Here is an 18,359-nt window from a genome sequence, read left to right on the forward strand (position 1 = left end):
TGGCTTGTTTATCTATGACGAAGACGGGCGCTGGATTGCCAATTCCAATGGCGCCGTCGTGCCAGATGCCAACAACGCCGATCGTGAGTATTTCATCTTCCATCGCAATCATCCCGACCGCGGACCCCACATCGGCCCGTCGATCAAGAGTCGTTCTAGCGGTGAATGGATCATGACAGTGTCCCGCCGCGTCAATCATCCGGATGGCCGTTTTGCCGGCGTGGCGTTGGCAACGATTTATCTCAGCCATTTCCTCGGGCTCTACGACAGCATCGACATGGGTCATAACGGCGTGATCAACCTGATCGCCGACGACGCCACCATCGTCGTTCGCCGGCCGTTCAAAGAAGCTGAAATCGGCATCAGCGTCGCCAAGGGACCGTTGTTTACGCAACTGTTGCCCAAGGGTAATTCAGGCACGGCAATGGTCCCGTCCTATGTGGATGGCGTCGAGCGTGTGGTCGGTTTTCGCAGGGTCGACGGTTATCCGCTGATCATCTTTGCGGCGCTGAACAAAGATGAAGTCCTGGCCGCCTGGCGTAAGGAGGTACTGCTGAGTGCTGGCATCGTCTCGTTGTTCCTGGGGTTTCTGGGCCTCCTCGGTTATCGCCTCATTCGCCTCATGAGGCAGCAGAACCATGTGCAGGGCGTATTGCTGGATGCGCAGGAAAAACTGATCGAGGTTAACCGCAGTCTTGAGTTGCTGGCGCTGGAGGACGCGCTGACCGGACTGTCCAACCGGCGTCAGTTCGATCTGTTCATCCTCGCCGAAATGGGTCGCGCCAGGCGCAACCAGACCCACCTCGCGCTGCTGATGATCGATGTCGATCACTTCAAGAGCTTCAATGATCTTTACGGCCATGTGGCCGGCGATGAGTGTTTGCGCAACATCAGCACGATCATCAGGGACAACATCAAGCGCCCCGGCGACCTGTCTGCCCGCTATGGTGGCGAAGAATTTGCGGTCGTACTGCCCGGCACCGACTACGTGGGGGCGTTTCTGGTGGCGGAAAAAATCCGTCGCGCGGTTCAGCAGGCCGGCATCCAACACAGTGAAGGGGCTGAAGGCACGGTGACGGTCAGCCTGGGGGTCGCCGCTTACGATCCGGCGTCACAAGCCCAGCCCAGCGACCTGGTAGGGGCCGCCGACAAGGCGCTTTACGTGGCCAAGGCCAGCGGCCGGAACATGAGCGTCATTGCCAACTGAATTCAAACAAACCGGTCACTGCCCTGAACCAGTTTGGTGGACAGGTACGATTGCTTGAGTTTTTCCAGCCACCAGCCCAAGGCGCGGCCGTCGTGATCGCCACGCCAGCCGGCATACAAGATATTCGGCTCACGCGGGTCGGCCATCTGTTTTTCAACCAGCGTGCCGTTTTTCAGCAACGAGCCGACCCGATGCTTCGGTAACCAACCCACGCCCAACCCGTCGCACTGGGCGAGGATCTTGGCGCGCATGGTCGGCACAGCGAGCACCGGTTGGCCGCCGGAGACGCCGTAAGTGCTGCCCTCGGTAACCCTGGACGAATCGGCCACGACAATCGCCCGATGCTGCGCAACCATGGCGCGAGAAATCGGCTCTTGGGCCTTGGCCAGCGGGTGCCTGGGCGACACCGCGAACACCCATTCCATTTCCCCCAGTTGCATCCAGCGCAAGGAAGGGATGGCCGGTGGCTCGTTGGTGGCGCCGATGATCAAGTCCGCGCGGCCTTCACGCAGGGCTTCCCAAACACCTTTGAGGACTTCCTGAGTAATGCGCAACGGCACGCCGGACTCCAGCGCATCGAACTCGTGAATCACCGGGATCAACGCTTCGAATTCAAGCAACTCATCGGTGACGATCCATAGCCGGCTCTCCCAGCCATTGGCCACTTGCTGCACCCGCTGGGTCAGCCGCGAGACGTCTTGCATCAGTCGCGCCGCCTCGTTTACCAGCAACTCACCTGCCGGGGTCAGCTGCAAGCGGTAGCGACGGCGGTCGAACAGCAAGGCGTCAAAGCGTTCCTCCAGTTGCCGCGCCGCGTAGGACACCGTCGAGGGCGCCTTGCCCAAGTGGGCAGCGGCCCGGGACAGGCTGCCGGTTTCGCGGATGGCTTCGAGCAGCGTGAGATCTTCAATTGATAACATGGGGCGGAATCCTTGATCTCGGTGTCAGGTTGCCCGACGTAACTTCCACAGCCTGATCAACCGAAGGTAGACCAGCACGTTGATTGCCAGCACCACGCTGCCCAGTCCCAGCTGAATTGCCGGTGTCAGGCCCGCCGGGTAAATGACCGGCCACACGTAATGTTCGATGAAACCGCCGCTATAACCGGTTTGCCCGGCCGCGTCGCGCATGAGGTTTTCCCACTGCGTCAGCGGGCAGTACAGGTGGAAGACTTCCACCGACACGCCCCACACAGCCGCAGGCAGGTGCCACCAGATCAGGGGGCGCCATTTGAGCACCAGCAGCCCGCCGAACAGCACGAACAGCACGAACAGAATGAACAACAGGTGGAACAGGACCAGCCCGTCGGCGGCGATTCGGTAAAGCATGTCGACTCCCTGACGCGTTATGCGAATGGCTCCATGGTACTCGGGCTGGTTGCTGGCGCTCTATCGATTGTTGCTGTTCAACGCTGTGAGCACTTCCTTCAAACGCACCACCGTGGTTTCGCTGCTGCGTTGCATCGGCGCCCGCAGTTCGTCGTCGATCAAGCCTTCGAGGGTCAGGGCGGTTTTCACCGGGGCGGGGTTGGGTTCGATGAACAGGCTGTGAATCAGCGGCAGCAGTTGGAAGAATGTCGCTCGACCGGCCGCCAACCGGTTGTCGCGGATCTGTTGATACAACGCCACGAACAGCTCCGGATGAACATGCGCCGAAGCGGCAATGGCGCCTTTGGCGCCCAGACACAAGGCGCTGAAGATCTGGTTATCTTCGCCGCACAGCACGTCGACCTTGCCACTGCCTAGCAGCGCCAGGGTGTTGGCGTGATTGCCGCCGCAATCCTTGATCGCGACGATTCGCTCATGGGCGACGATGTTGAGCAGGGTTGCCTGCTCGAACGCCACGCCGGTGCGGTAAGGGATGTCGTAAAGAATGAGCGGAACGCTGGAGGCATCGGCGACGGTTTTGTAAAACGCTTCGAGGCCAGCCTGAGACGGACGGATGTAATACGGCGGCGGTACCAGTAAACCGGCCAGTGGACGTTTCAGGATCTCGCTCTGTAATTGCAGCAGCTCGGTCATATTGTTGCCGGCCAGGCCCATGACCACCCGTTCCGCCGGCACCTGCGCCAGCACCGCATCGAGCACCGCCAGTTGCTCGTGTTTGCTCAGTGCCGCCGCTTCCGCCGTGGTGCCGCAGACCACAACGCCATCGACACCTTTTTCCAGCAGATGATTGACCAGCCGGCGCAAGCCGACGAAATCGATCGCACCGTTGCGAAACGGTGTAACGAGAGGGACCCAGATACCTTGAAACGATGACATGCACGTACTCCTGAAGGTTGACCGATTTCGTCACCGTCAGAAGCGTAGAAGGCAGTAAGCAAGGGGAGGGTGTCCGTCGCGCTCAATGTCCTGTCAGCTCATCTGACGGGACAGCGCGCCCCGGTCACATGAGCGACTGTTTCTTCGATTTGAGGGCATGCGCAACGCAACCTTGCGCCTTGGCATTCAAGCCAATGACGACAGTGTTGAGGTTGAAGGTTGCGGACATACTTGCTTACACCCTGAATGAGGCGCTCAGTTTTAAAAGCCGGCGCGATTTTTGTCAATCGCGAAAATCAGCGAGCTCCGCACGCATTCTGCCGTTGTGCTTGGCCGAGGACCAAGTGCGCAAGATTGTTCAAGCCTTTGGCCATGACTGCTGGCACAGTCTGAGGTCTTTCCCTGGTAGTAGAGCGTTATGTCCAATTCACTCATGCCGCGCAGTGCCTTTCTTCGCGGCGCTGCGGCGATCATGCCGTTGTCCCTGGCCACCGCGCCCTGGGGGCTGCTGGCCGGTTCCATGGCCATCGAAGCCAATCTCACGCCCCTGCAAGGCCAGGGTTTGTCGAGCATCGTATTTGCCGGGGCGGCGCAACTGGTGGCGATCGGCATGCTCAAGGGCGGTGCCGGGATCTTTTCGATTCTGCTGACCACGCTGCTGCTGACCTCCCAGCATTTGCTCTATGGGATGAGCATGCGTTCGGTGATTTCGCCATTGCCGGGACGTTGGCGTGTGGGGCTCGGTTTTTTGCTCACTGATGAGCTGTTCGCCCTGACCAGTGCGCATGACAAACAACAGTTCAACCGCTGGTACGCGCTGGGTGTCGGCCTGACGTTTTACATCGCCTGGAACCTCTTCACCCTGGCCGGCATCGTGCTGGGCAGCAGCATTCCCGGGCTGGAACATCTGGGGCTGGACTTCTCCATCGCGGCGACTTTTATCGCCCTGATCACCCCGGTGGTGCGAAACGTGCCGACGGTGGTGTGTGTGGCGGTGTCGCTGTTCTGCTCGGTGCTGTTCAGCTACTGGCAATGGGGCTCGGCGCTAGTGCTGTCGGGGTTGGCGGGCATGACCGCAGGCTTTATCTGCAACAAAATCTACGGTGGACGCACATGATGGTCTGGGCGGTTATTGTCGGTATGGGGATACTGGTTTTCCTCAACCGCTATGTGTTTCTGGAGCCTCGGCTGCCCGTGCGCTTGAGCAGTAATGCGCGGCAGTTCCTGGGTTTTGCGGTACCGGGCATGCTGACCGCGATCTGCGGGCCGATCGTGTTCATGCCGGACAAGCAGCTGAATCTGCAGTGGGACAACCCGTACCTGATCAGTTCGCTGGTGGCGGTGGGGCTGGTGCTCTACACCCGCAATACCTTGCTCAGCATGGTGTTGAGCATGGGGTTCTTCTTTTTGCTGCGTTGGTGGCTCTAAGTCGTTCCCGTCGAAACTGTTCTACGCTTCAAGGGGACCCCTACAGGAAGAGAGGTGAGCATGGCTAATGATCCAAAGCGTCCGTACCCGGATGAAGATGTGGATGACGAACCCACGGAAGAAGAGATTGAGCGGCAGAGGCGTTCGACGCCGGACTGGAAGCACCCCGACGACGGTAAAGAGCTGTCAGATCGCGACCAGGAACGTCCGCTGAAACCTTGACCGCGCTGCACATACAAAAAAGCCCCGCTATCAATGCGGGGCTTTTCATTGGGCGATTATTAAATCAGATCGCTTCATTCCAGCGAATGTGTGTAATGCCCAATTGCTGCGCTTTGATGCGCGCGGTTTCGAGGTTGGCGTGTGCGGCGATTTGACGACCGAAGTCGGGATAAGCATGGGCGGAAGCCGAATGTATCGCCTCGACATCTTAAAACTGTTCGGCCAGTTTGAAAAAGTGCTGACGAACGCCGTCGAACATATAGTGCACGGCATAGGGGACGAGTTTGCTCATGTATTCCTCCTTGGGCCGAAGCTCAGTTATTGAGAGTGGCTCGATGTCGGGTTCGTTCAGTTCGTTGGCTGAAGGAACCCGGTTCATCAACTCAAACCTCTTCCAGCGTCAGAAAATCGGGGTGGGAGGCCCTATAACCCAAGGTCTTGTCGATCCAGGCGTTCAGCTCGTTGACCATGACCGGAGGTTTACCCGGATAGTTTTCGAGGGTTGTACGCAGGAGGTTGCCGATAGTGGCAATTGAATGCAGGTTGCGGGTCTTTATGTATTGCCCGATAAAACAGTCGAGTGGGTAATGTTCTGTCTTCGAAAGATAAACACACGCCAGACCATCGACTTGATTAATTGTGAAATCGTCGCGCAATTTAATTCTCTGCAAGGCTTGTTGTTGTAGGGATTTCCTTGGTTTGTTGACTCTTTGGTCAATTGCGGGGTGCCGAGGGAATGCGGCGCGCATGCTATCCATAGTTGTTCTAAATGTATCGAAGTGTCAGACAGGCGGTTAATAGTTAAATCGCCAAACAAAGGAAAGTGTTTCTTGGATGACACGACATGTGTAACGATTAAGTGTTGAATATGTATATATAACTGGTACTTATTCCTGCATTTATGTCTGCATTGATACGTTCAGGGTGTTTCATCAATCAGTGTCGCGCCTTGATTTCTTGAATTGCCCACCGCTTTGTCCACCTTGTACCACTCGAAAACCTCGCTGACTTCACCCTGCCACAGCACCAGTTGCTCAGCTCGTTCTGTGGGTGTGGCCGGGTCAAGCCATTCCCGCGCCAGCGGTGCAGACAACACCACGGGGCGTCGGTCATGAATGTCGAGCATGCCGCCCGCACTGTCGGCGGTGATGATCACAAAACCGTCGTCGGCCCGCGGCTCACCACCCGGGCCGGGAAACTGTCCGATCGCGGCGCAGAAAATCGGCGCCCGGTCCCGTCGGCGGATGAGCCACGGTTGCCTCGTCGAATCCCCGGCGTCGACCCATTCGAACCAGTTGTCGATCGGCACAATTGCGCGGTGCGGCCAGATCGCCCGGAAGAACGGGCCGTGGGCGACTTTTTCGACCCGTGCATTGATCGGTGCCGCACGATCTTTGGCCCAGTGCGGCCGCCATCCCCAGCGCTGAAAATCGGCGTGCAGGCCGTTGCTTTCCAGATGCAGAAGGGCGAGTTGCGTGGTGGGCGCAGCGTTGTAGCGGGCCAGCGGTTCATCATCGACGTGGTTGATCAACGCGTCGGGGATGCTCAGCACCGCGACAAAATCGTGAATGCCACGGTACTGCGACAGGCGTCCGCACATAGGCTGATCCTCCGATTGAAGAGCTCTGATAAAGCGCTTTGGCTGGAGATTTCAGCTTAGTTGCTCAGATCACATGGGCACGCTGCAACTCGGTCAACGACAAGGCCTTGAGGCGAGCGAGCAGCGGGTCGCGCCGATCACGGGGATGGGCCAGTTGCACCGCCAGCTCCTGACGAATACTGCTGGGACGATTGTCCATCACCAAAACCCGATCACTGAGGTACAGCGCTTCATCCACGTCGTGGGTCACCAGCAGCAGGGCGATGGCGTGACGTTCGGCCAGTTGCAGCAGCAAGTCCTGCAGTTTCATTCGGGTAAAGGCGTCCACCGCGCTGAAGGGCTCATCCAGCAACAGCACTTGCGGTCGCGAGTAGAGGCCGCGAGCGATCGCCACCCGCTGCGCCATACCGCCGGACAGTGCTTTGGGCAGAGCTTGAGCAAAACCGCCGAGGCCGACTTCGTCGATCAGTTGCGCGACCCAGGCTTTGTCGTATTGGTTGTCGGCGCTGAACCCGATGTTCTGTTCGACCGTCAGCCATGGCATCAGTCGTGGCTCCTGGAACACAAAAGCGACTTCCCCGGCGCTGCTGAGCACTTCGCCCTCAAAGTCCTTTTCCAGGCCGGCGATGATCCGCAGCAACGTGCTTTTCCCGCAGCCGCTGGGGCCCAGCAGGCTGACGGCTTCCCGGGGTTGCAATTGCAAGTGGATGTTCTTGAGCACGGTGGTGGTGGCGAAGGTTTTGCGCTCGACGCGAATGTCCAGCAGGTGGTCGGTCATGGCTCAATCCTCTGCGCTTTGGCCGTTGAAGGTGTCGCGCCAGGCGAGGAAACGCTTCTCCAGGCCGGCGAGGATGCCGTCGCTGAGTTTGCCCAGCAGCGCCAGCACGATGATTGCCGCCAGCACGATGTCCGGGCGTGAAGTCTCGCGACCGTCACTGAGCAGATACCCCAGGCCTTTGGTCGCGGCGATCAGTTCGGCGGCGACCAAAAACATCCAGGCCAGGCTCATACCGCTGCGCAACCCGGTGAACAGGCCGGGCAGGGCGGCGGGCAACAGAATTCGGCGCACCAGTCGCGATCGGCTGAAGCCGTACATCTGCCCGACTTCCACCAGTTTGCGGTCGATGTCGCGGATCGCCGCGACGCCATTGAGGTACACCGGGAAGAAGGCACCGATGGCGATCAAGACGATTTTCGAGGTCTCGTCGATGCCCAGCCACAGCAGCAACAGCGGCACCCAGGCCAGGCTCGGGATCGAGCGCAGGCCGGCGAACGTCGGCTCCAGCCAGGCTTCGGCTTCGCGACTCAAACCGACCCACGCGGCAAACACCAGGGCCAGCCCGGCGCCGATGGCGAAACCCAACAGCACCCGCAACAGGCTGGCGCTGATGTGCTTCCACAGCGCGCCTTCGGCGAGGTCTCTCAAGGTCAGCGCGATCTCGCTGGGGGCCGGCATTTGGTAAGACGGCAACCAGCCGATACGCACGACGAATTCCAGCAGCAGGATGATCAGCACCGGTAGGGCGAGGGCCTTGAGGCGGAGTTTCCAGGCGTTGTTGAGGCGTCGGAGTGCGGGCAATGCCAGCGGGGCGGACAGGTGTTTGCTTTTGCTGGTCATTGGGTTCTCCGGTCACGACGAATCAAGATCAAGAGATCGCAGCCTCGTTTCACTCGACAGCTCCTACACGAGCCACGGTTTCTTTGAAGCCGGTGTCGATCAGTTGATCGATGACTTGATCGACATTCACCCCACGACGAACCAGTTCTTCAGAAACCAGAATCGGTGCGGCAGCCTTGGAGGCGATCACGTCCTTGGCGGTCAATTGCGGGCTGCTCAGGCGCGGTGCGCGACAATTGCAGCTTGGCCACTTCCAGCGGCAGACCGGATTCGCCAGCGAGTAGTTTCGCCAGTTCCTCGGGATTTTTTACCGCCCACTCGCGAGCTTGCTCGTAGGCATTCAGTACGGTTTCGATGGTCTGTGGGTGTTCTTTGGCATAGGTGTCGGTGACGCTGACCACGCCGTAGCTGTTGAATTGGGTGTTGCGATAGAGCAACCGGGAGCCGGCCTGAACCTGGCTCGCGGCCATGTGCGGATCGAGTCCGGCCCAGGGCGTCGACGTCACCTTTTTCCAGCGCGGTGCGACCGTCCGGGTGCTGCAAATGCACCAGTTCCACATCATCTTTGGTCAGGCCTGCCTGTTGCAGGCTGCGCAGGGTAAACAGGTACGGGTCGGTGCCCTTGGTGGCGGCGATTTTTTTGCCTTTCAGATCGGCCACGGTCTTGTAGGGCGAATCCTTGCGCACCACCAATGCCGTCCATTCGGCGCGACTGTAGACGTAAACCGATTTGATCGGACTGCCATTGGCGCGGCTCAGCACGGCGGCGAGGCTGGCGGAGGAGGCGAAGTCGACGCCGCCGCTGTTAAGGTATTCCAGCGAGCGGTTGCTGCCCTGGCTCAGCACCCAGCTGACCTTGGTCTGTGGCAGGGCTTTTTCCAGAAAGCCGAAGTGTTTGAGCACCAGGCTCACGGGCGAGTAATAGGCGTAATCCAAATGCACCTCGGCCGGTGGCGCTTCAGCGGCCTGGGCAAGCGGTTGCAGGCTGAGCGCCAGGGCGCAGGCGCTGAGCAGAGACCTGACGTGGGGGAAACGGAAGGTGGTTTTCATGGGGCAGCTCCAGGCAAGGCGACGAGGTTTTTATTTCCAAAAAACCATTTTTATAAATGCTTTCTGCATAAAAGGAATATTGCAGGCTCTGTGCCATGTTTTACGTGACGAGTGTTTTCAAGGCCTTGGCCCTGAAGCAGCGGCAGAGAAATGTTCAAGGGAAAACAGTCTGTTTAGTCGCTGTTGCTGGGCAAACACTGTTCGCTGCGGGTCATGAGCTTATGCATTAATCGAATTTTAAAAGCTTCTTGTAAGAGCGTTATGGTCTATCGCAATACCCCTCAAGGAGCCCCCGATGAACCTGTCCCGATTCGTGCGCAGTCTGCTGACCAGCGCATTGTTCGCCGCACCACACTGCCGGAAGACTATGTCGACTTCATCAAACTGATGCCGATCGATGCCGCCGCCGCGCTGCCTCAGGGCAGCATCGACGCGTTCCCGGTCTGGGAACCTTACATCTCCCAGCAGATTCTGTTCTCCGGCGCCCGGCCGATCCTCACCGCCAAGAACCTGATGCCCGGCCTGAGCGCCATCGCCGCCTCGACACCGTCGATCGACAGCAAGCGCGAAGCCATTGCCGACTTTCTGGTGCGCCTGAAAAAGGCCCGGGCCTGGGTCGACAACCACACTGACGAGTACGCCGATCTCTGGGCGAAGAAAGCCAACCTTGACCAGAACGTTTCGCGCCATTGGTTGCGCCAGGCCCACATGACCGTCGGCCCGGTGGATGCGCAGGCAGCAAAGGATCTGCAAAGCACCGCGGACTTCCTGTTCAAGGTAAAAGCGCTGCCGGCTGCATTGGCGACTGCACCGATTATCGACAGCTCGTTTCAACAGGCGTTTGCCGAGTAACCCACGATGCCGGGCAGCGCTGGAACCAAACACTGTGTACCCTTATCCAACCTCGGCCCGCAGCGACCTGCGGGCCGACGAAGGATAAATGGGCAAAACATGAAATGGCTGTTCAAGGTTCTATCCGTACTCATCATCGCCACAGGGCTGGTTGGGTGTATCGCTTCTCCTATCGAAATGACGCCGCAGACCGAGCAGCGTCTGAGCGCGCAACCACCGATCCGTTTTCTGCTGACCTTCGACGACGGTCCCAGCGCCTCGAGTTTCTGGAATCCGACGATGACGGTGCTCGACAGTCTGGCGTCGAACCCGGTGCAGCCGAACCTCAAAGCGGTGTTCTTCGTGCAGACCCGTGCCTCACGAGCCGGCGGCAGTGAAATAGGGCGCCAGGTCATGCATCGCGAACAGGCCGAAGGTCAGATCCTGGGCTTTCACACGGCCACGCCCGGGCACGCCAATCATCGATCCCTGGATCCGCAAGAACTGGAACAGTCCCTCACCAACGGCAGCGCCGACATCGCTGCGATCACCGGTGTTCCACCGACCCTGGTGCGCCCGCCATTCTGGAGCTACGACAAGCGCACTTTCGCTGCCTATCAGCAACACGGCATGCATGTGCTGCTGACCGACCTGAGCGCCAATGACGGCAAGATCTGGGGTTTCAACGCCAGCCCCCAGCGGCGGGCCCACTTCTTGCGCACAATGTCCGAAGTGCGCGAGCGCATCGCCCTTGGCGAGTTACCGGTGGTGGACGGGGTGATTCCGGTGGTGGTGACCTTCCACGACCTCAATCGCTACACCGCCCGGCATACTCGGGAGTACCTGCAAATCCTTCTCGACAGCGCACAGGCTACCGGTGTGAAAACCGCCGAAAAGCCGTTTTACGACGACACGGCAGCGCTGCAACGGGCCGCCATGGCGCGTACCGTTCGCGACAGTTCACAGCCGGTTAAATTGCCGGGGCTCTGGAATTGGATCTGGGGCGCGGATTCTCACTGAAAGGTCACCAAAGTGAGAAACAGCTAACACTTATTTTCAGCATTGGCGGGCGCAGGATGGGGAAAGCGCATCTATGCTGAGCAAGTTGGATCCGATTAATGGCCACGGAGGCGCCTGTCATGGTTTCAGTTCCTGAGCTTTGCCGCATTGTTGAGTCCGGTTTTCAACCGCTTTCCTGTGCCTGCACGGTGAATCCCGACGGAACGTTACGGATCAAGGTCTACGAACCCGCCGCCGGACGAATTGATCTGTTGATTACCGGTGTATCACCTGAACGGCTGACCACCGTTCGCGATATCTCCAATCTGATTGGCGAGTTACGCATCGAGATGCGCGCCGGTCGTCGGGCGTTTGCCGGCTGAAGTGGACTATATAGCAGCTGGCGTAGCCTGCGTTCGGCTGCGAAGCAGTCGTGAAATCAGGCACTGCGGTGTTTCAGGTGAACCGTGGATACCGGTTTTACGACTGCTGCGCAGCCGAACGCAGGCTTCGCCAGCTGCTACGCATCGCATTGCAGCAGGCATTCGGGTCAGTCCCGCGGCTGCAGTTCATCAATCATCTGCAAGCAATGATTCAACCCCGGCGATACGTCGCCCACGCGCCTGCTGAGAATGATCGGCGAGGTCGCGTTGTCTTCCAGCAGCGGCGTGAAACCAATGTCGTCGCGGTGCAGCAATTGCACCGAGGCCGGCACCAGGGTGACGCCGATTCCCGCTCCCACCAGACCGATAGCTGTTTGCAGCTCGTTGGTCCATTGCGCCACGTGGATGCTCACGCCATAGGATTCGAATAACGCGATCACATGGTCGGCGTAGCTCGGGCGGGGGTTGCCGGGGTACAGCACGAAGGGTTCTTTCGCCAATTCGCGAAGGCTGATCGGCCCGGCCAGTAATGGATGGCCGGCGGGCAGGGCGGCGACCAGTCGGTCTTCAGTCAAAACAGTCTGGATGATCGCCGGGTCGTCGATGCGGATGCGGCCGAAACCGATATCGATACGCCCGGCCTTGAGCGCCTGAACTTGCTGCAACGTGGTCATTTCCGAGAGCCCCAGTTCAAGCTCCAGGGGCTCGCCGCTGCGCAAACGGCGAATCAGTTCCGGCAGCACGCCGTAGAGCGTCGACGGGGCAAAACCGATGCCCAGCCAGGTCTTCTCGCCCAGACCGATCCGTCGCGTGTTGTCGCATACCTTGCCCAGTTGCTCGAGCAGGGCGGTAGAGTGTTCATGGAAAAACCGCCCGGCATCGGTCAGTTTCAGCGGCCGCCCGCGTTCCAGCAACAACACCCCGAGTTCATCCTCCAATTGCTGCATCTGCCGACTCAGGGGTGGTTGGGCAATGTGCAGAAGCTCGGCGGCACGGGTGAAGTTGAGGGTTTGAGCCAACACCTGAAAATACCGCAGGTGACGCAGTTCCATGGAGCCTCCAGATGCAAGTCGGTTGCATACCTTAAAGGTATCAAGTCAGACCAATTCTATATTGGCTTCCCGAAAAAAGCCGTACCAGAATCGGTTCCAGAACTTTAAGAACCTGACGGGTATCGACATGCTTGCAACAGCCATTGAATCGATCGAGACGATCATCGTCGATCTGCCGACCATCCGCCCGCACAAGCTGGCGATGCACACCATGCAGAACCAGACCCTGGTGATCATTCGCGTGCGCTGCGCCGACGGCATTGAAGGTATCGGCGAATCCACTACCATCGGTGGCCTGGCCTATGGCAACGAAAGCCCTGACAGCATCAAGACCAACATCGACCGACACTTCGCGCCGCTGCTGCTGGGCCAGGACAGCGCCAATGTGAATGCCGCGATGTTGCGCCTGGAGCGCAGCATCCGTGGCAACACCTTTGCTAAATCAGGTATCGAAACCACCTTGCTCGATGCTCAGGGCAAACGCCTTGGGCTGCCGGTCAGCGAGTTGTTGGGCGGCCGCGTTCGCGATGCCCTGCCAGTGGCGTGGACCCTGGCCAGTGGCGACACCGACAAGGACATCGCCGAAGCGGAAAAAATGCTCGACCTGCGCCGCCACCGGATCTTCAAACTGAAAATCGGTGCCGGTGAGGTCAACCGCGACCTGGCCCACGTCATTGCGATCAAGAAAGCCCTGGGCGATCGCGCCAGCGTGCGGGTCGATGTCAATCAGGCCTGGGATGAAGCGGTTGCGCTGCGCGCCTGCCGGATCCTGGGAACCAACGGCATCGACCTGATCGAACAGCCGATTTCGCGCAATAACCGTGCCGGCATGGCGCGCCTGAACGCCATGAGCCCGGCGCCGATCATGGCCGACGAGTCCATCGAGTGCGTGGAAGATGCGTTCAATCTGGCCCGTGAAGGCGCAGCGTCGGTGTTCGCCCTGAAGATCGCCAAGAACGGCGGCCCACGCGCCGTGCTGCGAACCGCTGCGATTGCCGAAGCCGCCGGTATCGGCCTGTATGGCGGCACCATGCTCGAAGGTGGCATCGGCACCCTGGCCTCGGCCCATGCCTTTGTCACGCTGAACAAACTGGCGTGGGACACCGAGCTGTTCGGCCCGCTGCTGCTGACTGAAGACATTCTCAGCGAGCCGCTGGTCTATCGCGATTTTGAGCTGCACGTGCCGAAAACGCCGGGGCTGGGCCTGAGCCTCGATGAAGAACGTCTGGCGTTCTTCCGTCGTGACAAAACGTCGACTGCCATTCATCAAGCCTGAGGAGAGCACTATGCTGTTCCACGTAAAAATGACCGTGAATCTGCCGGTCGACATGAATCCGCAAGCAGCCGCCCAATTGAAGGCTGACGAAAAAGCCCTGGCCCAGCGCCTGCAAGAGCAGGGCAAGTGGCGTCACCTGTGGCGCATCGCCGGGCACTATGCCAATTACAGCGTTTTTGACGTCGACAGCGTGCAGGAACTGCACGACCTGCTCATGCAATTGCCGCTGTTTCCGTACATGGCGATCGAGGTCGAGGCGATGTGCCGGCATCCTTCTTCCATCCGCGAGGATGACCGCTGAACCCAGCCTGTTCAGTTCGCTACGCTAATAATTACAAGATGAGGAACCCACCAAAATGAACGTCAAGATTTCCCACACTGCCAGTGTCCAGAAGTTTCTCGAAGAGGCCAGCGGCCTGCTCAATGACGCCGGCGACCCGCGGGTCAAGGCCCTGGTCTACCGCATCCTGCGTGATTCGGTGAACATCATCGAAGACCTGGCCGTGACCCCGGAAGAGTTCTGGAAAGCCGTCAACTACCTCAACGTGCTGGGTGCGCGTCAAGAGGCCGGGTTGGTGGTGGCCGGGCTCGGTCTGGAGCATTACCTCGACCTGCTGATGGATGCCGAAGACGAGCAGGCCGGCAAGGCCGGCGGCACGCCGCGGACCATCGAAGGCCCGCTGTACGTGGCGGGTGCGCCGCTGTCGGAAGGCGAAGCGCGACTGGATGACGGCGTCGATCCGGGTGTGGTGCTGTTCATGCAGGGCCAGGTCAAGAACACCGCCGGCGAACCGTTGGCCGGCGCGGTGGTGGATGTCTGGCACGCCAACACCGGCGGCACTTACTCCTACTTCGATACCACCCAGTCGGAATTTAACCTGCGTCGCCGCATCGTCACCGATGCCGAAGGTCGTTATCGCTTTCGCAGCATCGTGCCGTCGGGCTATGGCTGCCCGCCGGACGGTCCGACCCAGCAACTGCTCGATCAACTGGGCCGTCATGGTCAACGGCCGGCGCACATTCACTTCTTCATCTCCGAGCCGGATCATCGTCACCTGACCACCCAGATCAACCTCGACGGCGATCAGTACCTGCACGACGATTTCGCCTATGCCACTCGCGATGAGCTGATTGCCAAAATCACCTTCAGCGACGATCCACAACGCGCAGCGGCGCACGGTGTCAGCGGTCGTTTTGCCGAAATCGACTTCGATTTCACCTTGCAGACCTCCGCGCAACCCGACGAGCAGCAACGCCACGAGCGAGTCCGCGCGCTCGAGGACTGATATCCTCGAACAGCGGAACCGGGCCACGAGAAACCGACCGTTTATCTCGTGGCCTTCGGCGTTTCGACCCTGGAATGGCCCGACGCAACCTATAACAACAATGAGAGTGACCCGATGATGCAAGCGCAACTGTTGAGTCAGCGCAGCACCGTATTCGACCACGCCGACCCTTACGCGGTGTCGGGGTATGTCAATCAGCATGTCGGTAACCATTGCATTCTGATGCCCCGGGCCGGGCGGCCGCTGGCCAGCCTCAATCACCGCAAATTTGCCAGCCTCGACCTGTGCCGCATCAGCTATGGCGGCAGCGTACGGGTCACTTCCGGTGCGCTGGAAAGCATCTATCACCTGCAAGTGCTGCTGCGCGGCAACTGCCTGTGGCGCGGCCACGGTCAGGAACACTACTTCGCGCCCGGCGAGTTGCTGCTGATCAATCCCGATGATCCGGTGGACCTGACGTATTCCGACGATTGCGAAAAATTCATTCTGAAAGTCCCCACCCCGTTGCTGGAATCCGTGTGCGATGAGCAGCGCTGGCGGTACCCGGGGCAGGGTGTGCGGTTTCTGGAGAATCGCTATCAGCTCGATGAACTGGAAGGCTTTGTCGGTCTGCTGGCGATGATTTGCCAGGAGGCCGAGGCCACCGAACAGATTCCCAAGGTGCAGGAGCACTACGCGCAGATCATCGTCAGCAAGATGCTCAGCCTGATGAAGACCAATGTCAGCCGGGTCAGTCTCGGCTCACAGACGGCTACGTTCGAGGTGATTGCCGACTACATCGCGGGCCACCTCAAACAGGACATCGACAGCGAAGAACTGGCGCGCCAGGCGCGGATGAGTCTGCGCTCGTTGTACGGATTGTTTGAACGCAACGCCGGCACCACGCCGAAAAACTACATCCGGCAAAAACGCCTTGAGCGCATCAACGCCTGCCTGAGCGACCCGACCTGCAACGTGCGCAACGTCACGGAAGTGGCCATGGATTACGGCTTCCTGCACCTGGGCCGGTTCTCCGACAGCTACCGCAAACAGTTCGGCGAGTTGCCGTCGGACACCCTCAAGCGCCGGCACTGAAACACCGGACCCCGTAGGAGCTGCCGCAGGCTGCGATCTTTTGATTTTGCTTTTTAAAGGCAAGATCAAAAGATCGCAGCCTGCGGCAGCTCCTACGGGGTTCTTGCATTTTGCAGTAAACGGATACAGGTCTGCACCCAGCGGATAGTCCGCCACATCCCCCCGTCCTAGCATGGCCCTGCCTGAATAAAAACAATGGAGGCGGCGGCCATGTCCCTGCGACCCGAATACCTTCACTCCCTGCTCGAAGATGACAAAGAACAGGGCATCTATCGCTGCAAGCGCGAGATGTTCACCGACCCGCGGCTGTTCGATCTCGAGATGCAGCACATCTTCGAAGGCAACTGGCTGTACCTGGCCCACGAAAGCCAGATCCCCAACAAAAACGACTTCTACACCACCACCATGGGGCGCCAGTCGATCTTCATCGCGCGCAACAAGGACGGTGAGCTCAATGCGTTCCTTAACGCCTGCAGCCATCGTGGCGCGACGCTGTGCCGGCACAAGTCCGGCAACAAGAGCTCGTACACCTGCCCATTCCACGGCTGGACCTTCAACAACTCCGGCAAGCTGCTCAAGGTCAAGGATCCGGCCGAAGCGGGCTACCCGGCGAGCTTCAACTGCGAAGGCTCCCACGACCTGACCAAAGTCGCGCGTTTCGAGTCTTATCGCGGCTTCCTGTTTGGCAGCCTCAAGGCTGATGTCGTGCCGTTGGTTGAACACCTGGGCGAGTCGGCAAAGATCATCGACATGATCGTCGACCAGTCCGCCGATGGCCTGGAAGTGCTGCGCGGTTCCTCCAGCTACATCTACGAAGGCAACTGGAAGCTCACCGCCGAAAACGGCGCCGACGGCTATCACGTCAGCTCCGTGCACTGGAACTACGCTGCCACCCAGAACCAGCGCAAGCAGCGCGAGGCCGGCGATTGCAACCCGACCATGAGTGCCGGCAGTTGGGCCAAGCAGGGCGGTGGTTTCTATTCCTTCGACAAGGGCCACATGCTGCTCTGGACCCGTTGGGCCAACCCCGAGGATCGTCCGCTGTACGAGCGTCGCGATGAACTGGCCCAGGACTTCGGCAAGGCCCGCGCCGACTGGATGATCGAGAACTCGCGCAACCTGTGCCTGTACCCGAACGTGTACCTGATGGACCAGTTCAGTTCGCAGATCCGTATCGCCCGGCCGATCTCGGTCGACCGCACGGAAATCACCATTTACTGCATCGCCCCCAAAGGCGAAAGCGACCACGCCCGTTCGAGCCGGATTCGTCAGTACGAAGACTTCTTCAACGTCAGCGGCATGGCCACCCCGGATGATCTGGAAGAGTTTCGTTCCTGCCAGACCAGTTATCAGGGCAGCGTGACCGCCTGGAACGACATGTCCCGTGGCGCCGAACACTGGATCGAAGGCGCCGATGAGGCGGCCAAGGAAATCGACCTGCATCCGCTGCTCAGCGGCGTGCGCACCGAAGACGAAGGCCTGTTCGTGCTGCAACACAAGTATTGGCAGCAGACCATGCTCAAGGCCTTGGCCGCCGAGCAGTCCGACCTGATTCCTGTGGAGGCCGTGCAATGACCATCACCTATGACACCGTGCGTGATTTTCTCTACCGCGAAGCGCGCTACCTCGATGACCGGCAATGGGACGAATGGTTGGAGTTGTACGCCCCGGACGCGACGTTCTGGATGCCGTCCTGGGACGACAACGACGAGTTGACCGAAGACCCGCAGCGGGAAATCTCGCTGATCTGGTACGGCAACCGCACCGGCCTGGAAGACCGCGTCTTCCGCATCAAGACCGAGCGTTCCAGCGCGAGCATTCCGGACACCCGCACCTCGCACAACATCAGCAATATCGAGCTGCTCGAGCAGGCCGACGGCTTCTGCAAGGTGCGCTTCAACTGGCACACCCTGAGCTTTCGCTACAAGACCGTCGACAGCTATTTCGGCAGCAGTTTCTACACCCTCGATGTGCGCGGTGAAAACCCGCTGATCAAGGCCAAGAAAGTGATCCTGAAGAACGATTACGTTCGCCAGGTCATCGATGTCTACCACCTGTGAGGCAGCGGT

21 protein-coding genes and 2 pseudogenes are annotated in these 18,359 nt (G+C 59.5%); 14 read left to right on the forward strand and 9 right to left on the reverse strand.

Annotation, left to right across the window (positions count from 1 at the left end; all coding sequences use genetic code 11):
* Positions 1-1,207: sensor domain-containing diguanylate cyclase (locus WLY71_RS19315; protein ID WP_347804818.1), on the forward strand; the 1,207-nt coding region annotated here is incomplete at its 5' end.
* Between the two features lie 2 nt (positions 1,208-1,209).
* Here WLY71_RS19315 and WLY71_RS19320 read toward each other — a convergent pair.
* Genes WLY71_RS19320 through dapA form a run of 3 tightly spaced genes read right to left on the reverse strand, consistent with a single transcriptional unit; the run spans position 1,210 to position 3,471 of the window.
* Positions 1,210-2,127 (reverse strand): LysR family transcriptional regulator, encoded by a 918-nt coding sequence (locus tag WLY71_RS19320; RefSeq protein ID WP_150655519.1) that lies wholly within the window; start codon positions 2,125-2,127, stop codon positions 1,210-1,212.
* A gap of 24 nt (positions 2,128-2,151) precedes the next feature.
* On the reverse strand, positions 2,152-2,535 hold the full coding sequence (locus tag WLY71_RS19325; RefSeq protein ID WP_347804819.1) for a DUF2784 domain-containing protein: 384 nt from the start codon (positions 2,533-2,535) through the stop codon (positions 2,152-2,154).
* A gap of 60 nt (positions 2,536-2,595) precedes the next feature.
* Complete coding sequence (dapA, locus tag WLY71_RS19330) at positions 2,596-3,471, reverse strand: 4-hydroxy-tetrahydrodipicolinate synthase (protein ID WP_347804820.1); 876 nt, start codon at positions 3,469-3,471, stop codon at positions 2,596-2,598.
* Positions 3,472-3,889: 418 nt separating this feature from the next.
* On the opposite strand from dapA, the gene WLY71_RS19335 reads away from it, so the two are divergent.
* The 4 genes from WLY71_RS19335 to WLY71_RS19350 all read left to right on the forward strand — a co-directional run bounded on the left by WLY71_RS19335 (position 3,890) and on the right by WLY71_RS19350 (position 5,446).
* On the forward strand, positions 3,890-4,588 hold the full coding sequence (locus WLY71_RS19335) for an AzlC family ABC transporter permease (RefSeq protein WP_347804821.1): 699 nt from the start codon (positions 3,890-3,892) through the stop codon (positions 4,586-4,588).
* Positions 4,588-4,899: an AzlD domain-containing protein gene (locus WLY71_RS19340; RefSeq protein WP_282377912.1), complete on the forward strand. Its 312-nt coding sequence runs from the start codon at positions 4,588-4,590 to the stop codon at positions 4,897-4,899. The genes WLY71_RS19335 and WLY71_RS19340 overlap by 1 nt, the downstream gene beginning before the upstream one ends.
* Positions 4,900-4,959: 60 nt before the next feature.
* A complete protein-coding gene (locus WLY71_RS19345) occupies positions 4,960-5,121 on the forward strand; it encodes a hypothetical protein (RefSeq protein ID WP_008157331.1) in 162 nt (53 codons plus the stop codon).
* A 103-nt stretch (positions 5,122-5,224) separates the two neighbouring features.
* Positions 5,225-5,446, forward strand: a complete 222-nt coding sequence (locus WLY71_RS19350) for a hypothetical protein (RefSeq protein ID WP_347804822.1) — start codon at positions 5,225-5,227, stop codon at positions 5,444-5,446.
* A gap of 58 nt (positions 5,447-5,504) precedes the next feature.
* Here the strand turns inward: WLY71_RS19350 and WLY71_RS19355 are convergent, their stop codons facing one another.
* The 5 genes and pseudogenes from WLY71_RS19355 to WLY71_RS19375 all read right to left on the reverse strand — a co-directional run bounded on the left by WLY71_RS19355 (position 5,505) and on the right by WLY71_RS19375 (position 9,389).
* Positions 5,505-5,777, reverse strand: coding sequence for a hypothetical protein (locus WLY71_RS19355; protein ID WP_347804840.1), 273 nt, complete (start codon positions 5,775-5,777; stop codon positions 5,505-5,507).
* Positions 5,778-6,040: 263 nt separating this feature from the next.
* Positions 6,041-6,721 carry an SOS response-associated peptidase gene (locus tag WLY71_RS19360; protein ID WP_347804823.1) on the reverse strand — a complete coding sequence of 227 codons (681 nt, stop codon included), beginning with the start codon at positions 6,719-6,721 and terminating at the stop codon, positions 6,041-6,043.
* A gap of 64 nt (positions 6,722-6,785) precedes the next feature.
* Entirely contained in the window at positions 6,786-7,499 is a 714-nt protein-coding gene (locus WLY71_RS19365; RefSeq protein WP_347804824.1) for an ABC transporter ATP-binding protein, read from the reverse strand.
* A 3-nt stretch (positions 7,500-7,502) separates the two neighbouring features.
* Positions 7,503-8,339: an ABC transporter permease gene (locus WLY71_RS19370; protein WP_347804825.1), complete on the reverse strand. Its 837-nt coding sequence runs from the start codon at positions 8,337-8,339 to the stop codon at positions 7,503-7,505.
* A gap of 49 nt (positions 8,340-8,388) precedes the next feature.
* A pseudogene (locus tag WLY71_RS19375) lies at positions 8,389-9,389 on the reverse strand (aliphatic sulfonate ABC transporter substrate-binding protein).
* A gap of 351 nt (positions 9,390-9,740) precedes the next feature.
* Here WLY71_RS19375 and WLY71_RS19380 point away from each other — a divergent pair.
* The 3 genes and pseudogenes from WLY71_RS19380 to WLY71_RS19390 all read left to right on the forward strand — a co-directional run.
* A pseudogene (locus WLY71_RS19380) lies at positions 9,741-10,241 on the forward strand (type 2 periplasmic-binding domain-containing protein); the annotation flags it as partial.
* Positions 10,242-10,340: 99 nt separating this feature from the next.
* Complete coding sequence (locus tag WLY71_RS19385) at positions 10,341-11,240, forward strand: polysaccharide deacetylase family protein (protein ID WP_347804826.1); 900 nt, start codon at positions 10,341-10,343, stop codon at positions 11,238-11,240.
* Between the two features lie 119 nt (positions 11,241-11,359).
* Complete coding sequence (locus WLY71_RS19390; RefSeq protein WP_140682260.1) at positions 11,360-11,602, forward strand: DUF1652 domain-containing protein; 243 nt, start codon at positions 11,360-11,362, stop codon at positions 11,600-11,602.
* Positions 11,603-11,769: 167 nt separating this feature from the next.
* On the opposite strand, the gene WLY71_RS19395 is transcribed toward WLY71_RS19390, so the two are convergent.
* Positions 11,770-12,654 (reverse strand): LysR family transcriptional regulator, encoded by an 885-nt coding sequence (locus WLY71_RS19395; protein WP_347804827.1) that lies wholly within the window; start codon positions 12,652-12,654, stop codon positions 11,770-11,772.
* A 127-nt stretch (positions 12,655-12,781) separates the two neighbouring features.
* Here WLY71_RS19395 and WLY71_RS19400 point away from each other — a divergent pair, with 127 nt between their 5' ends.
* The 6 genes from WLY71_RS19400 to benB all read left to right on the forward strand — a co-directional run bounded on the left by WLY71_RS19400 (position 12,782) and on the right by benB (position 18,350).
* A complete protein-coding gene (locus WLY71_RS19400; protein WP_347804828.1) occupies positions 12,782-13,930 on the forward strand; it encodes a muconate cycloisomerase family protein in 1,149 nt (382 codons plus the stop codon).
* Between the two features lie 10 nt (positions 13,931-13,940).
* Positions 13,941-14,231 carry a muconolactone Delta-isomerase gene (gene catC / locus WLY71_RS19405; protein WP_008154543.1) on the forward strand — a complete coding sequence of 97 codons (291 nt, stop codon included), beginning with the start codon at positions 13,941-13,943 and terminating at the stop codon, positions 14,229-14,231.
* 55 nt (positions 14,232-14,286) lie between these two features.
* Positions 14,287-15,216 (forward strand): catechol 1,2-dioxygenase, encoded by a 930-nt coding sequence (gene catA / locus WLY71_RS19410; RefSeq protein ID WP_347804829.1) that lies wholly within the window; start codon positions 14,287-14,289, stop codon positions 15,214-15,216.
* Positions 15,217-15,330: 114 nt separating this feature from the next.
* A complete protein-coding gene (locus tag WLY71_RS19415) occupies positions 15,331-16,290 on the forward strand; it encodes an AraC family transcriptional regulator (protein ID WP_046053499.1) in 960 nt (319 codons plus the stop codon).
* A gap of 210 nt (positions 16,291-16,500) precedes the next feature.
* The gene (gene benA / locus WLY71_RS19420) at positions 16,501-17,865 is read left to right on the forward strand and encodes a benzoate 1,2-dioxygenase large subunit (protein WP_347804830.1); all 1,365 of its coding nucleotides are present in this window, start codon (positions 16,501-16,503) and stop codon (positions 17,863-17,865) included.
* On the forward strand, positions 17,862-18,350 hold the full coding sequence (benB, locus tag WLY71_RS19425; RefSeq protein ID WP_347804831.1) for a benzoate 1,2-dioxygenase small subunit: 489 nt from the start codon (positions 17,862-17,864) through the stop codon (positions 18,348-18,350). The genes benA and benB overlap by 4 nt, the downstream gene beginning before the upstream one ends.
* Positions 18,351-18,359 lie beyond the last annotated feature (9 nt).

This window comes from Pseudomonas rossensis (assembly GCF_039888995.1).
Taxonomy (GTDB): Bacteria; Pseudomonadota; Gammaproteobacteria; order Pseudomonadales; family Pseudomonadaceae; genus Aquipseudomonas; species Aquipseudomonas rossensis.

What these genes read in the sequence shown, in the direction of transcription:
- WLY71_RS19320 (WP_150655519.1), bottom strand. Translation starts at nt 2,127, where the DNA reads ATGTTATCAATTGAAGATCTCACGCTGCTCGAAGCCATCCGCGAAACC.
- WLY71_RS19325 (WP_347804819.1), bottom strand. Translation starts at nt 2,535, where the DNA reads ATGCTTTACCGAATCGCCGCCGACGGGCTGGTCCTGTTCCACCTGTTG.
- dapA (WP_347804820.1), bottom strand. Translation starts at nt 3,471, where the DNA reads ATGTCATCGTTTCAAGGTATCTGGGTCCCTCTCGTTACACCGTTTCGC.
- WLY71_RS19335 (WP_347804821.1), top strand. Translation starts at nt 3,890, where the DNA reads ATGTCCAATTCACTCATGCCGCGCAGTGCCTTTCTTCGCGGCGCTGCG.
- WLY71_RS19340 (WP_282377912.1), top strand. Translation starts at nt 4,588, where the DNA reads ATGGTCTGGGCGGTTATTGTCGGTATGGGGATACTGGTTTTCCTCAAC.
- WLY71_RS19345 (WP_008157331.1), top strand. Translation starts at nt 4,960, where the DNA reads ATGGCTAATGATCCAAAGCGTCCGTACCCGGATGAAGATGTGGATGAC.
- WLY71_RS19360 (WP_347804823.1), bottom strand. Translation starts at nt 6,721, where the DNA reads ATGTGCGGACGCCTGTCGCAGTACCGTGGCATTCACGATTTTGTCGCG.
- WLY71_RS19365 (WP_347804824.1), bottom strand. Translation starts at nt 7,499, where the DNA reads ATGACCGACCACCTGCTGGACATTCGCGTCGAGCGCAAAACCTTCGCC.
- WLY71_RS19370 (WP_347804825.1), bottom strand. Translation starts at nt 8,339, where the DNA reads ATGACCAGCAAAAGCAAACACCTGTCCGCCCCGCTGGCATTGCCCGCA.
- WLY71_RS19385 (WP_347804826.1), top strand. Translation starts at nt 10,341, where the DNA reads ATGAAATGGCTGTTCAAGGTTCTATCCGTACTCATCATCGCCACAGGG.
- WLY71_RS19390 (WP_140682260.1), top strand. Translation starts at nt 11,360, where the DNA reads ATGGTTTCAGTTCCTGAGCTTTGCCGCATTGTTGAGTCCGGTTTTCAA.
- WLY71_RS19395 (WP_347804827.1), bottom strand. Translation starts at nt 12,654, where the DNA reads ATGGAACTGCGTCACCTGCGGTATTTTCAGGTGTTGGCTCAAACCCTC.
- WLY71_RS19400 (WP_347804828.1), top strand. Translation starts at nt 12,782, where the DNA reads ATGCTTGCAACAGCCATTGAATCGATCGAGACGATCATCGTCGATCTG.
- catC (WP_008154543.1), top strand. Translation starts at nt 13,941, where the DNA reads ATGCTGTTCCACGTAAAAATGACCGTGAATCTGCCGGTCGACATGAAT.
- catA (WP_347804829.1), top strand. Translation starts at nt 14,287, where the DNA reads ATGAACGTCAAGATTTCCCACACTGCCAGTGTCCAGAAGTTTCTCGAA.
- WLY71_RS19415 (WP_046053499.1), top strand. Translation starts at nt 15,331, where the DNA reads ATGATGCAAGCGCAACTGTTGAGTCAGCGCAGCACCGTATTCGACCAC.
- benA (WP_347804830.1), top strand. Translation starts at nt 16,501, where the DNA reads ATGTCCCTGCGACCCGAATACCTTCACTCCCTGCTCGAAGATGACAAA.
- benB (WP_347804831.1), top strand. Translation starts at nt 17,862, where the DNA reads ATGACCATCACCTATGACACCGTGCGTGATTTTCTCTACCGCGAAGCG.